Source organism: Pseudomonas sp. SORT22, assembly GCF_018417635.1.
Taxonomy (GTDB): domain Bacteria; phylum Pseudomonadota; class Gammaproteobacteria; order Pseudomonadales; family Pseudomonadaceae; genus Aquipseudomonas.
This window is the reverse complement of sequence record NZ_CP071007.1, coordinates 127,491-141,075: the sequence shown is the minus strand read 5'-3', so window position 1 is coordinate 141,075 and position 13,585 is coordinate 127,491. Positions and strand designations below refer to the sequence as shown.

Here is a 13,585-nt window from a genome sequence, read left to right as displayed (position 1 = left end):
CCCGAAATTAATCAATAACATGGGCTGGGACAAGAATAATAATCAGGCGCGAGGTTGCCCATGCCATCAGCCGATCCTGTCTACGACTATGTGGTGGTTGGTGCCGGTCCTGCCGGGTGCCTGCTAGCCAATCGCTTATCCGCCGACCCAGGCTGCCGGGTGCTGTTGCTCGAAGCGGGTGGGCGCGACAACTACCCCTGGATTCACATTCCGGTGGGTTACCTCTACTGCATCGGCAACCCACGCACCGACTGGTGCTTCAAGACCGAAGCGCAACCCGGCCTCAATGGCCGTGCCCTGGGTTATCCACGGGGCAAGGTGCTCGGTGGCTGTTCTTCGATCAACGGCATGATCTACATGCGTGGCCAGGCGGGCGATTACGATCGCTGGGCCGAGCAGGGCAATGCCGGTTGGGCGTGGAAGGATGTGCTGCCACTGTTCAAGGCCAGCGAAAACCACTTCGGTGGCGCCAGCGAAGCCCATGGCAACGAAGGCGAGTGGCGGGTCGAGCAGCAGCGCTACTCCTGGCCGATCCTCGATGCCTTCCGCGAAGCCGCGGCGCAGAGTGGCATCCCTAACGTTGCTGACTTCAACACTGGGGATAACCAGGGCTGTGGATACTTTCAGGTCAACCAGCGTTCCGGCATTCGCTGGAACTCGGCCAAGGCGTTTTTGCGCCCGATCCGTAAGCGCCCCAATCTGACGGTACTGACCGATGTGCTGGTTGACCAGGTGGTGCTGGTAGAAGGCCGCGCTTCGCAGGTACGTGCTCGCTGGCAAGGCAATTGGCAGAACTTCAGCGCACGCCGGGAGATTATCCTGTGTGCCGGCTCCGTGGGTTCACCCGGTATTCTCCAGCGCTCGGGCATCGGCCCGCGTGGCTTGCTCGAGAGCCTGGGGATAACTGTTAGCCACGAATTGCCCGGGGTTGGCGGCAACCTGCAGGACCATCTGCAACTGCGCCTGATCTACCAGGTTACCCAGGCGCGCACCCTCAACCAGGTTGCCAACAGTCCCTGGGGCAAGCTCGGCATGGGCCTGCGTTACCTTTACGATCGCAGCGGCCCGCTGGCGATGGCGCCGAGCCAGTTGGGGGCGTTCGTGCGCTCCGGTCCGGAGCAGGCTTCGGCCAACCTGCAGTACCACGTGCAGCCCTTGTCGCTGGAGCGCTTTGGCGAGCCGCTGCACCGCTTCCCGGCGTTTACCGCCTCGGTGTGCAACCTGCGCCCGGCCAGCCGCGGGCGTATCGATATCCGCTCGGCCAACCCGGACGACGCGCCACTGATCGACCCCAACTACCTGAGCGACCCTGAAGACCTGCGCGTCGCCGCCCAAGCCATTCGCCTGACCCGCAAGATCGTCCAGGCCCCTGCCCTGGCGGCGTTCAGCCCGCGTGAGTATCTGCCAGGCCCCGACCTGCAAAGCGAACAGCAGTTGCATGAAGCCGCCGGGCAGATCGGCACTACCATTTTCCACCCGGTAGGCACCTGCCGTATGGGCAACGGGCCGCTGGATGTGGTCGACGACCAGTTGCGCGTGCACGGCGTGCCGGGGTTGCGGGTTGCCGACGCCTCGATCATGCCGCAAATCGTCTCCGGCAATACCTGCTCCCCTACCCTGATGATTGCCGAAAAGGCGGCGCAATTGATTCGCCGGGAAAGCTTATCCACAAGCCGCATCGATAAAAAAAACGCAGTACCGACGCCCTGACCAGGGTGCGTAGCAACAACGACACCGGACGCAGTCTGCCGGCGTCGACAGTGGAACAACAAGAATAATCACTGGGGCCTGCAGGCCGAGGACAGCAACGATGTCGGATTACATTCAAGAGCAGGGCGCTGCAACGGCGAGCACCAGCCGCCGGGAAGAACGCAAGATCATTTTCGCGTCATCCCTCGGGACAGTTTTCGAGTGGTATGACTTTTTTCTTTATGGGGCATTGGCCGCGGTCATCAGCAAGCAGTTCTTTGCCGGGGTGAACGACACCACTGCCTTTATCTTTGCCTTGATGGCCTTTGCCGCCGGCTTTCTCGTGCGGCCCTTCGGCGCGCTGGTGTTCGGCCGCCTGGGCGACATGATCGGGCGCAAGTACACCTTCCTGGTGACCATCGTGCTGATGGGCTTGTCGACCTTTGCCGTCGGCCTGTTGCCGACCTACGCCAGCATCGGCATTGCTGCACCGATCATTCTGGTGGTGTTGCGCATGCTGCAGGGCCTGGCGCTGGGTGGTGAGTACGGCGGCGCGGCGACTTACGTTGCCGAACACGCACCACCTGGCAAACGCGGCTTCCACACCGGTTTTATCCAGTCCACCGCGACCCTCGGCCTGCTGCTGTCGTTGTTGGTGGTGCTCGGCAGCCGTTACATCAGTGGCGACCAGTTCGAAGTCTGGGGCTGGCGCCTGCCGTTCCTGCTGTCGATCGTGCTGTTGGGGATTTCCACCTGGATCCGCATGAGCATGCACGAGTCGCCAGCCTTCGTGAAGATGAAGGCCCAGGGCAAGGCCAGTAAAGCGCCGATCCGTGAATCGTTCGGCTCCTGGCCCAACCTCAAAGTGGTACTCACTGCCCTGTTCAGCATCAACGCCGGGCAAGCGGTGACCTTCTACACCGCGCAGTTCTATGTGCTGTTCTTTCTTACCCAGATGCTCAAGATGGACCCGGCCCAGGCCAACACTTTGCTGATTATCAGCGTGGTGATCGGCGCGCCGTTCTTCGTGTTCTTCGGTTGGTTGTCGGACCGGGTCGGGCGCAAGCCAATCCTGATGCTCGGCTTGCTGCTGGCCACGGTACTGTACTTCCCACTGTTCAAGGCTCTGAGCCATTACGCCAACCCGCAGATCGACGCCGCCAGCCGCCAGGCCCCGATTGTGGTGATGGCCGATCCGCAAGGCTGCACCTTCCAGTTCGATCCGGTGGGCAAGGCGCGTTTTGACAGCCCCTGCGACAAGGTCAAAACCTTCCTGGTCAAACAGGGCCTGCCCTACAGCTCGGCTGAAGCGGCTGCTGGTGCCGAAGTGGTGGTGAGCATTGGCGAGCAGAAGATCAATGGGTTTGACGAAGCAGCCCTGCGTGCAGCGATCGAAAAAGCCGGCTACCCGGCCAAGGCCGATCCAGCCAGCGTCAACCAGCCGATGGTGGTGGTGCTGATCGTCGCCATGATCCTGATCGCGACCATGACCTACGGCCCGCTGGCGGCGGTGATGGTCGAGCTGTTCCCAACGCGTATCCGCTACACCTCGATGTCGCTGCCCTACCACATTGGCAACGGCTGGTTCGGCGGCTTCCTGCCCACCGTGTCCTTTGCCCTGGTGGTGTACACCGGCGACATCTTCTACGGGCTCTGGTACCCGGTACTGATCACCGGTATCAGCCTGGTGGTGGGGCTGTTCTGCCTGAAAGAAACCCGTGATGTGGATATCGACAAGGTGTGAGGATTTACAGGCATAAAAAAAACCGGCGTAAGCGCCGGTTTTTTTATGCCGCGAAAAAACTTATGCACGATTTTCAGAAAACAGTCATACAGAGAAATAAGTAGCTAAATTAATCACTTAGCGCATTTTTCGTTAAGAAATCCAAATACTGTACACAAGTTATCCACAGATCGGTCAGGCCACGCCCTGCGCCGCGTTCGGCGCCGCTGCAGGCAGTGAGCCGAGCTCGCGCTGGGTCTGTTCATTCCAGGCTGCAGCACGATCGTTTAACTCGGCAATCGCCCGTGGGCCGCTGCCTTCGGCAAACATCGGGGCGCCAATTACCACCTCGATGGTGCCGGCACGTTTGCCCCAGCCCTGCTTGGGCCAGAACTTGCCGGCGTTGTGGGCGATCGGCAGTACCGGTAGGCCAGCGTTGACCGCCAACGCGGCCCCGCTGCGCGAGAACTTGCCAATCTGGCCGAACGGCACACGGGTGCCTTCGGGGAAGATCAGCACCCAGACGTTCTCCTTGAGCAATTTATCGCCCTTGCTGGCGACTTGCTTCAAGGCTGCCTTGGGGTTATCGCGGTCAATGGCGATCGGCCGCAGCATGGCCATGGCCCAGCCGAAGAACGGCACGTACAGCAGTTCACGCTTGAGCACTTGGCTCAAGGGCGAGAAATAGGCGGAAAGGAAAAAGGTTTCCCAGGTGCTCTGGTGGTTAGAGAGGATCACACAGGGTTGCTTGGGGATGTTTTCAGCCCCGGTGACCTTGACCTTGATGTTGAGAAACACCCGTACCAACACCAGCGCAAAGCGGCACCAGTAGACGTTGATGAAGCGGTAGCGGGCGCTGAAAGGCAAAAACGGCGCGATAAAAAAGCTCAGGGTGCACCACAGCAAGGAGCTGGTACCCAGCAGCAGGTAAAAAAGAAAAATTCTGATCGCCTGCAAGATCGACATAGCGGCATGTACCGTTGCGGGCTTGCCCGCCTAGTAAAAGTGCGCCTGTTATGCAGACGCGCTATTTGTGGATAAGTTCTCTGGCGATGGCTGCCAGATCATCGAAAATCAGCGTGTTTTCTGGAATTCCCTTGCTCAGGGTCTTCTCGCCTTTTCCGGTTTTTACCAGAACTGGTTGAGCATCGACGGCCAAAGCGGCTTCCAGGTCACCCTTACTATCACCGACAAACCACACGCCGGCCAGATTCACGCCGTAGTGCGCGGCAATGGTGGTGAGCATGCCCGGCTTGGGTTTGCGGCAGGCGCAGCCCTCATCGGGCCCGTGCGGGCAATAGACGATCAGCCCGACCTCGCCGCCCTGCTCGGCCACCAGCGTGCGCAATTGCGCGTGCATGGCCTCGAGGGTCGGCAGGTCGTAGTAGCCACGGGCAATGCCGGACTGGTTGGTGGCAACCGCCACCGTCCAGCCGGCTTTGCTCAACTGCGCAATCGCTTCGATCGAACCCGGGATCGGAATCCACTCGTCCAGCGACTTGATGTAGGCGTCGGAGTCCTGGTTGATCACCCCGTCCCGATCGAGAATCAGCAGCTTCAAGACTTACCCCAGCAGCGAAATGTCGGCCACGCCCAGGAACAGACCGCGCAGGCGGCTGAGCAGGGCATAACGGTTGGCGCGGACATTGGCGTCGTCGGCATTGACCATCACCGCCTCGAAGAAGGCGTCGACCGGTTCACGCAGAGCGGCCAGGCGTGCCAGCGATTCGCTGTACTGGCGCGCCGCAGCCATTGGCTGAACGGCCTGGTCGGCTTGCTGGATCGCCGAGTACAGGGAGAACTCGTTGGCGTTGTCGAAGTACTTCGGCTCGACCGTGGTGGCGACAGCGCCTTCGGCCTTGCTCAGCAGGTTCGACACGCGCTTGTTCACCGCGGCCAGGGCAGCGGCTTCCGGCAGCTGGCGGAAGGCCTGTACGGCCTGCACGCGCTGGTCGAAGTCCAGGGCCGAGCCTGGCTTGAGGGCACGCACCGACAGGTAGGTGGCAACGTCAATGCCTTCGTCTTCGTAACGGGCACGCAGACGATCGAAGACGAATTCCAGCACCTGCTCGGCCAGGCCTGCGGCCTTGACCTTGGCACCGAACTGGCTGACGGCGAAGTTCACTGCTTCGTTCAGGTCCAGGTCCAGCTGCTTCTCGATCAGGATGCGCAGTACGCCCAGCGCTGCACGACGCAGGGCATACGGGTCTTTGCTACCGGTCGGGAGCATGCCGATACCGAAGATACCGACCAGGGTGTCGAGCTTGTCGGCAATCGCCACGGCCGCGCCGGTCAGGGTCGACGGCAGTTCGGCACCGGCACCGCGCGGCATGTATTGCTCGTTCAGGGCCAGGGCGACGTCTTGCGGCTCGCCGTCGTTGAGGGCGTAGTAGTAACCGGCAACACCCTGCATTTCAGGGAATTCACCGACCATCTCGGTGGCCAGGTCGCACTTCGACAGCAAACCTGCACGCGCCGCGCGCTGGGCGTCGCCGCCGATGCGCTGGGCGATGAAGGCGGCCAGTTTGGCAACCCGCTCGGCCTTGTCGAAGACGCTGCCCAACTGGGCCTGGAACACCACGTTCTGCAGGCGCTCGTTGAAGCTTTCCAGCGGCTGCTTCTTGTCTTGCTTGAAGAAGAACTCGGCGTCGGTCAGGCGCGGGCGCACGACCTTCTCGTTGCCTTCGACGATCTGCTTCGGATCGCGGCTCTCGACGTTGGCCACGGTGATGAAGCGCGGCAGCAGCTTGCCGTCGGCATCCAGCAGGCAGAAGTACTTCTGGTTGTCCTGCATGGTGGTGATCAGCGCTTCTTGCGGCACTTCCAGGAAGCGCTCTTCGAACGAGCACACCAGCGGCACAGGCCATTCAACCAGGGCGGTCACTTCATCGAGCAGGGCTGGCGGCACGATGGCGCTGCCTTCCTGCTGCAGGGCGAGTTCGGCGGTACGCTTGCTGATCAGCTCGCGGCGCTCGGCAAAATCGGCCAGCACGTAGGCCTTGCGCAGGTCTTCCTGGTAATTGGCCGGGGCGCTGATGCGCACGTTTTCCGGGTGGTGGAAGCGGTGGCCACGGGATTCGCGACCGGCTTTCTGCGCCAGCAAGGTGCAGTCGACCACCTCGTCACCGAGCAGCATCACCAGCCACTGGGTTGGACGCACGAACTCTTCCTTGCGCGCACCCCAGCGCATGCGCTTGGGGATCGGCAGGTCGTTGAGCGAGTCTTCGACGATGGTTGGCAGCAGGCTGGCGGTGGCCTTGCCCGGAATGTGCTGGGAGAAGCGCAGCTTGGCGCCGCTCTGGTCGATATCCGACAGCTCTACACCGCACTTCTTGGCAAAACCCAGGGCGGCCTGGGTCGGGTTGCCGTCAGCGTCGAAGGCGGCCTGACGCGGCGGGCCGTCGAGGTTGACGCTGCGGTCCGGCTGCTGGGTGTCGAGGTTGCGGATGAGTACGGCCAGGCGGCGCGGCGCGGCGAACACCTGCTTGTCGGTGTAGTTCAGGCCAGCGGCCTGCAGGCCTTTCTCGATACCGGCGAGGAAGGCGTCACCGAGGCTGCTCAGGGCCTTGGGTGGCAGTTCTTCGGTGCCCAGTTCAACCAGGAAATCTTGAGCACTCATTGTGCAGCCTCCAGCTTAGCCAACACTTCATCACGCAATTCAGGGGACGCCATCGGGAAGCCCAGCTTGGCGCGGGCTTGCAGGTAGCTCTGGGCCACGGCCCGGGCCAGGGTCCGTACGCGCAGGATGTAACGCTGACGCTCGGTCACCGAGATGGCGCGACGGGCATCGAGCAGGTTGAAGGTGTGCGAGGCCTTGAGGACCATTTCATAGGTCGGCAGCGGCAGTTCCAGCTCGATCAGGCGGTTGGCTTCGCTTTCGTAGAAGTCGAACAGTTCGAACAGCTTCTCGACGTTGGCGTGCTCGAAGTTGTAGGTCGACTGCTCCACTTCGTTCTGGTGGAACACGTCGCCGTAGGTCACCGTGCCGAACGGGCCGTCGGTCCAGATCAGGTCGTAGACCGAATCTACGCCCTGCAGGTACATGGCCAGGCGCTCCAGGCCGTAGGTGATTTCACCAGTGACCGGGAAGCATTCGATGCCGCCCACTTGCTGGAAGTAGGTGAACTGCGTGACTTCCATGCCGTTGAGCCAGATTTCCCAACCCAGACCCCAGGCGCCGAGGGTCGGCGATTCCCAGTTGTCTTCGACGAAACGGATGTCGTGCACCAGCGGGTCGAGGCCGATGGCTTTCAGCGAGCCCAGGTACAGTTCCTGGAAATTCGCCGGGTTCGGCTTGAGGACCACCTGGAACTGATAGTAGTGCTGCAGGCGGTTCGGGTTTTCGCCATAACGGCCATCCGCCGGACGACGGCTAGGCTGCACATAGGCGGCGTTCCAGGTTTCCGGGCCGATGGCGCGCAGGAACGTGGCAGTATGGAAAGTGCCGGCGCCTACTTCCATATCGTAGGGCTGAAGCACCACACAACCTTGCTCGGCCCAGTAGTTCTGCAGGGCGAGGATCAAGTCTTGGAAGGTACGCACGGCTGGCGTAGGCTGGCTCACGAAATTCACCTGTTTCTAGGGCTGCGAATATAAAGAGCGGGAGTATAACCCGATTCGCGCAGGCCTCTACCCTTGGAGCCTTATGCCACGTTGCTTTTGGTGTACCGACGATCCGCTTTACCAGGCGTACCACGACCAGGAATGGGGCACGCCGCAGCGCGATCCGCGCCAGCTGTTCGAGATGCTCCTGCTCGAAGGCTTCCAGGCCGGGTTGTCGTGGATTACCGTGCTGAAAAAGCGCGAACGCTACCGCCAGGTGCTGTTCGGCTTCGACCCAGAGCGTCTGGCGCAGATGAGCGACGACGAAATTGAAGAGCGCATGCTTGATCCGGGCATCATCCGTAACCGCCTCAAGCTCAACGCCGCGCGGCGCAATGCGCGGGCCTGGCTGGCGCTGGAAAACCCCGGGCAATGGCTCTGGTCGTTCGTCGGCGGCGCGCCGAAGATCAATCATTTCGTCCAGCGCAGCGAGGTGCCGGCGGTCACCGACGAGGCCAAGGCAATGAGCAAGGCGCTGCAGAAAGCTGGCTTCACCTTTGTCGGACCGACCATTTGCTATGCCTTCATGCAGGCCACCGGCATGGTCATGGACCACACCACCGATTGTGATCGCTACGCCGCTCTGCTGCGCTGAGGGTTACAATGGCCGGCTTGCAGAAAGAGGAACCAGCCTGTGGATAAATTCAAGGGCGCCTTGATGGTCGGGGCGTTGCGGTTGTTTGCCAAGCTCCCCTGGGGCGCGGTACAGCGGGTCGGCGCGGCCATCGGCTGGATCATGTGGAAGGTGCCGAACAGTTCGCGCAACGTGGTGCGCATCAACCTGGCCAAATGCTTCCCGGAAATGGACCCGGTTGCCCGTGAGCAACTGGTGGGCCGGACCCTGATGGACATCGGCAAGTCCTTTACCGAAAGCGCCTGCGCCTGGATCTGGCCGGCCCAGCGTTCGCTCGACCTGGTGCGCGAGGTCGAAGGCCTGGAAGTGCTTGAGGCGGCCCTGGCATCGGGTAAGGGCGTGGTTGGCATCACCAGCCACCTGGGCAATTGGGAAGTGCTCAACCACTTCTATTGCAGCCAGTGCAAACCGATCATTTTCTACCGCCCGCCCAAGCTCAAGGCGGTCGATGACCTGCTGCGCGAACAGCGCGTGCAATTGGGCAACCGCGTCGCGGCGTCGACCAAGGAAGGCATCCTGAGCATCATCAAGGAAGTGCGCAAAGGCGGTCAGGTGGGCATTCCGGCCGACCCGGAGCCGGCCGAGTCGGCGGGTATCTTCGTGCCGTTCTTCGCCACCAAGGCGCTGACCAGCAAGTTCGTGCCGAACATGCTCGCTGGCGGCAAGGCGGTAGGGGTGTTCCTGCATGCCTTGCGCCTGCCGGATGGTTCGGGCTTCAAGGTCATCCTGGAAGCCGCGCCCGAGGCGATGTACAGCGAAGACACCGAGACCTCGGCGGCGGCCATGAGCCAGGTGGTCGAGCGCTATGTGCGGGCGTATCCGAGCCAGTACATGTGGAGCATGAAGCGCTTCAAGAAGCGCCCGCCGGGCGAGCCGCGCTGGTATTGAAAGCCCTATCGCGGGGCAAGCCCGCTCCCACAGTTATCCACAATCCCTGTAGGAGCGGGCTTGCCCCGCGATGGCTCAACCAGCCTTATCGAGCTTCTTCAGAAACACCGTCATCTCTTTCTCTGCCTGCTTGTCGCCGTGCGCGCGAGCCGCTTCCAGCCCCTGCTCCCAGGCCTTGCGCGCAGCTGCCAGGTCACCCTCGAGCTGATGCGCCTTGCCCAGCAGCTTCCACGCCGCCGAATACTTCGGGTCCTGCTCGACGCAGCGCTGTAAATGCACGGCCGCCTCGGCGCCGTTGCCTTCATCGAGCCAGGCCTTGCCCAGGCCAAAGCGCAACAGGGCGTTATCCACACCCTTGGCCAGCATCTTTTCCAGTGATTCGCGCATTCCAGCTCCCTCTTTAGAAGAAGCTCAACCCTACATGGAAGAGCTTCTCGACGTCACGGATGTACTTTTTATCCACAACGAAGAGGATCACGTGGTCGCCCGCTTCGATCACCGTGTCGTCATGGGCGATCAGCACTTCTTCGTCGCGGATGATTGCGCCGATGGTGGTGCCTGGTGGCAGGGCGATGTCTTCGATGGCCTTGCCGATTACCTTGCTCGACTTCGAGTCGCCATGGGCGATCGCCTCGATGGCCTCGGCCGCACCGCGGCGCAGTGAGTGCACGCTGACGATATCGCCGCGGCGCACGTGGGCCAGCAAGGTGCCGATGGTGGCCAGCTGCGGGCTGATGGCGATGTCGATTTCGCCGCCTTGGACCAGGTCGACGTAGGCCGGGTTGTTGATGATGGTCATCACCTTGCGCGCGCCCAGGCGCTTGGCCAGCAGCGAGGACATGATGTTGGCTTCGTCGTCGTTGGTCAGGGCCAGGAAGATGTCGGCTTCGGCGATGTTCTCTTCAAGCATCAGGTCGCGGTCCGAGGCACTGCCCTGCAACACCACGGTGCTTTCCAGGGTGTCGGACAGGTGCCGGCAACGGGCCGGGTTCATCTCGATGATTTTCACCTGGTAGCGGCTTTCGATCGCCTCGGCCAGGCGCTCGCCGATTTGCCCGCCGCCAGCGATGACCACGCGCTTGTTGGTTTCGTCGATGCGCCGCAACTCACCCATCACCGCGCGGATGTGCGCCTTGGCGGCAATGAAGAACACTTCGTCGTCGGCTTCGATGACCGTGTCGCCCTGCGGCAGGATCGGCCGGTCGCGGCGGAAGATTGCCGCTACGCGGGTGTCGACATTGGGCATGTGCGCGCGGATCTGGCGCAATTGCTGGCCCACCAGCGGCCCGCCGTAGTAGGCCTTGACGGCTACCAGCTGGGCCTTGCCCTCGGCGAAGTCGATCACCTGCAGGGCGCCGGGGTGTTCGATCAGGCGCTTGATGTAGTGGGTGACCACCTGCTCGGGGCTGATCAGCACGTCGACCGGAATGGCGTCGTTGTCGAACAGCCCGGCGCGGGTCAGGTAGGCCGATTCGCGCACCCGGGCGATCTTGGTCGGGGTGTGGAACAGGGTATGGGCAACCTGGCAGGCGACCATGTTGGTCTCGTCGCTGTTGGTGACCGCCACCAGCATGTCGGCATCGTCGGCGCCGGCCTGGCGCAGCACGGTCGGGAAGGAGGCGCGGCCCTGCACGGTACGGATGTCGAGGCGGTCGCCGAGGTCGCGCAGGCGGTCGCCATCGGTGTCGACCACGGTGATATCGTTGGCTTCGCTGGCCAGGTGTTCAGCCAGCGTGCCGCCGACCTGCCCTGCGCCGAGGATGATGATCTTCATCCGCTGTTCCTTTCTCTTGTTATCCGCGCGCGGCGGCGATTTTGATCAGCTTGGCATAGTAGAAGCCGTCGTGTCCGCCTGCCTGGGCCAGCAACTGGCGGCCATGGGGCTGGCGGATACCGGCCTGGGTCGCCAGGTCCAGCTCACGGGCGCCGGGAGTGCGGGCGAGGAAGGCCTCGATCACTTCGGTGTTTTCCGTCGGCAGCGTCGAGCAGGTGGCGTAGAGCAGGATGCCGCCGACCTCAAGGGTTGGCCACAGGGCGTCCAGCAGCTCGCCTTGCAGGCTGGCCAGGGCGGCAATGTCATCGGCCTGGCGGGTCAGCTTGATGTCCGGATGGCGGCGGATTACGCCGGTGGCCGAGCACGGCGCGTCGAGCAGGATGCGCTGGAAGCCCTTGCCGTCCCACCAGCTGGCGGTGTCGCGGGCGTCGCAGGCGATCAACTGGGCGTCGAGGCCGAGACGATCGAGGTTCTCGCGCACGCGGGTCAGGCGCTTGGCTTCCAGGTCGATGGCGACCACGGCGTCGAGCCCGGTCTGGGCTTCGAGCAGATGGCAGGTCTTGCCGCCCGGGGCGCAGCAGGCGTCGAGCACGCGCTGGCCGGGGGCCAGGTCGAGCAAGTCGGCGGCCAGTTGTGCGGCTTCGTCCTGGACGCTGATCCAGCCCTGGTCGAAACCGGGCAGGCCACGTACATCGCAGGCTTCAGCGAGCAAGATGCCGTCGCCGCTGAACTGGCACGGCGCCGCTTCAAGGCCGGCTTCACCCAGCAGTTCGAGGTAGGCATCACGGCTGTGATGGCGTCGGTTGACCCGCAGGATCATCGGCGGGTGGGCATTGTTGGCGGCGCAGATGGCCTCCCACTGCTCGGGCCAGAACGCCTTGAGCGACTTTTGCAGCCAGCGCGGGTGCGCGGTGCGCACGACCGGGTCGCGCTCAAGCTCGGCGAAGATATCGCCGCTTTCGCGTTGCGCACGGCGCAGCACGGCGTTGAGCAAACCCTTGGCCCAGGGCTTTTTCAGCTTGTCGGCGCAGCCGACGGTCTCGCCGATGGCGGCGTGGGCGGGGATGCGCGTGTAGAGCAACTGGTACAGGCCGACCAGCAGCAGCGCCTCGACGTCGGCATCGGCGGCCTTGAACGGTTTTTGCAGCAGGCGTTCGGCCAGGGCCGACAGCCGTGGCTGCCAGCGCGCAGTGCCGAAGGCCATGTCCTGGGTCAGGCCACGGTCACGCACTTCGACCTTGTCCAGCTGGCTTGGCAGCGAGCTGTTCAGCGACGCCTTGCCACTGAGTACTGCCGCCAGGGCGCGGGCGGCTGCCAGACGTGGATTCATTGGCCAAGCACCGTGCCGGTGGTGAATTTCTCGCGGCGGCTGTTGAACAGGTCGCTGAAGTTCAGCGCCTTGCCACCCGGCAATTGCAGGCGGGTCAGGCACAGCGCCTGCTCGCCGCAGGCGACGATCAGGCCGTCCTTGCTGGCAGAGAGGATTTCACCCGGGTTGCCGGAGCCTGTGGATAAGTTCGCGCCGAGCACCTTCAGCGCTTCACCGTTGAGGGTGCTGTGGCAGATCGGCCACGGGTTGAAGGCGCGAATCAGGCGCTCCAGCTCAACGGCCGGGCGGCTCCAGTCCAGGCGCGCTTCGTCCTTGTTCAGCTTGTGTGCATAAGTGGCCAGGCTGTCGTCCTGGACTTCACCCTGCAAGGTGCCCGCGGCGAGACCGGCAACGGCCTCGAGCACGGCCGGCGGGCCCATTTCGGCCAGGCGGTCGTGCAAGCTGCCACCCGTGTCGTTGGCGCTGATCGGGGTGCTGACCTTGAGCAGCATTGGCCCGGTGTCCAGGCCTGCTTCCATGCGCATCACGGTGACGCCGCTTTCGCTGTCACCAGCTTCGACCGCGCGCTGGATCGGCGCTGCGCCACGCCAGCGCGGCAGCAGCGAGGCGTGGCTGTTGATGCAGCCCAGGCGCGGAATATCCAGGACCGCCTGGGGCAGGATCAGGCCATAGGCGACCACTACCATCAGGTCCGGCTTGAGCGCCGCCAGCTCCGCTTGGGCCTCGGCATTGCGCAGGGTCGCTGGTTGCAGCACCGCAATGGCGTTATCCACAGCCAATTGCTTGACCGCGCTGGGCATCAGTTTTTGCCCACGACCGGCCGGACGGTCCGGTTGGGTGTAGACCGCTACCACTTCATAGGGGCTGGCGATCAGGGCCTTGAGGTGTTCGGCGGCAAACTCTGGGGTGCCTGCGAAGACAATGCGCATGGAGTTCTCGCTTAAA

General features: G+C 63.0%; 12 protein-coding genes. 4 read left to right on the top strand and 8 right to left on the bottom strand.

The window, feature by feature from the left end; all coding sequences use genetic code 11:
* Positions 1–60 precede the first annotated feature (60 nt).
* Both JYG36_RS00635 and JYG36_RS00630 read left to right on the top strand, forming a co-directional pair.
* A complete protein-coding gene (locus JYG36_RS00635; RefSeq protein ID WP_213602831.1) occupies positions 61–1,710 on the top strand; it encodes a GMC family oxidoreductase in 1,650 nt (549 codons plus the stop codon).
* 100 nt (positions 1,711–1,810) lie between these two features.
* Complete coding sequence (locus tag JYG36_RS00630) at positions 1,811–3,433, top strand: MFS transporter (protein WP_045199370.1); 1,623 nt, start codon at positions 1,811–1,813, stop codon at positions 3,431–3,433.
* A 174-nt stretch (positions 3,434–3,607) separates the two neighbouring features.
* On the opposite strand, the gene JYG36_RS00625 is transcribed toward JYG36_RS00630, so the two are convergent.
* The 4 genes from JYG36_RS00625 to glyQ all read right to left on the bottom strand — a co-directional run bounded on the left by JYG36_RS00625 (position 3,608) and on the right by glyQ (position 7,975).
* Positions 3,608–4,378 carry a lysophospholipid acyltransferase family protein gene (locus JYG36_RS00625; protein ID WP_045199369.1) on the bottom strand — a complete coding sequence of 257 codons (771 nt, stop codon included), beginning with the start codon at positions 4,376–4,378 and terminating at the stop codon, positions 3,608–3,610.
* Positions 4,379–4,439: 61 nt separating this feature from the next.
* Entirely contained in the window at positions 4,440–4,973 is a 534-nt protein-coding gene (gene gmhB / locus JYG36_RS00620) for a D-glycero-beta-D-manno-heptose 1,7-bisphosphate 7-phosphatase (protein WP_213602830.1), read from the bottom strand.
* Between the two features lie 3 nt (positions 4,974–4,976).
* Positions 4,977–7,031 carry a glycine--tRNA ligase subunit beta gene (glyS, locus tag JYG36_RS00615; protein WP_045199365.1) on the bottom strand — a complete coding sequence of 685 codons (2,055 nt, stop codon included), beginning with the start codon at positions 7,029–7,031 and terminating at the stop codon, positions 4,977–4,979.
* Positions 7,028–7,975 carry a glycine--tRNA ligase subunit alpha gene (glyQ, locus tag JYG36_RS00610; RefSeq protein WP_045199646.1) on the bottom strand — a complete coding sequence of 316 codons (948 nt, stop codon included), beginning with the start codon at positions 7,973–7,975 and terminating at the stop codon, positions 7,028–7,030. Before glyQ ends, glyS begins: the two co-directional genes overlap by 4 nt.
* An 82-nt stretch (positions 7,976–8,057) precedes the next feature.
* Here glyQ and JYG36_RS00605 point away from each other — a divergent pair, with 82 nt between their 5' ends.
* Positions 8,058–8,609: a DNA-3-methyladenine glycosylase I gene (locus tag JYG36_RS00605; protein ID WP_045199362.1), complete on the top strand. Its 552-nt coding sequence runs from the start codon at positions 8,058–8,060 to the stop codon at positions 8,607–8,609.
* Between the two features lie 39 nt (positions 8,610–8,648).
* The gene (locus JYG36_RS00600) at positions 8,649–9,536 is read left to right on the top strand and encodes a lysophospholipid acyltransferase (protein WP_093377718.1); all 888 of its coding nucleotides are present in this window, start codon (positions 8,649–8,651) and stop codon (positions 9,534–9,536) included.
* Positions 9,537–9,611: 75 nt separating this feature from the next.
* Here the strand turns inward: JYG36_RS00600 and JYG36_RS00595 are convergent, their stop codons facing one another.
* The 4 genes from JYG36_RS00595 to fmt are packed head-to-tail and all read right to left on the bottom strand — an operon-like array spanning position 9,612 to position 13,569.
* Positions 9,612–9,923 (bottom strand): tetratricopeptide repeat protein, encoded by a 312-nt coding sequence (locus tag JYG36_RS00595; protein WP_213602828.1) that lies wholly within the window; start codon positions 9,921–9,923, stop codon positions 9,612–9,614.
* 13 nt (positions 9,924–9,936) lie between these two features.
* A complete protein-coding gene (gene trkA / locus JYG36_RS00590; protein WP_010222685.1) occupies positions 9,937–11,310 on the bottom strand; it encodes a Trk system potassium transporter TrkA in 1,374 nt (457 codons plus the stop codon).
* A 19-nt stretch (positions 11,311–11,329) separates the two neighbouring features.
* Entirely contained in the window at positions 11,330–12,640 is a 1,311-nt protein-coding gene (gene rsmB, locus JYG36_RS00585) for a 16S rRNA (cytosine(967)-C(5))-methyltransferase RsmB (protein ID WP_213602827.1), read from the bottom strand.
* A complete protein-coding gene (gene fmt / locus JYG36_RS00580) occupies positions 12,637–13,569 on the bottom strand; it encodes a methionyl-tRNA formyltransferase (protein WP_195885363.1) in 933 nt (310 codons plus the stop codon). Before fmt ends, rsmB begins: the two co-directional genes overlap by 4 nt.
* Between the last annotated feature and the right edge of the window lie 16 nt (positions 13,570–13,585).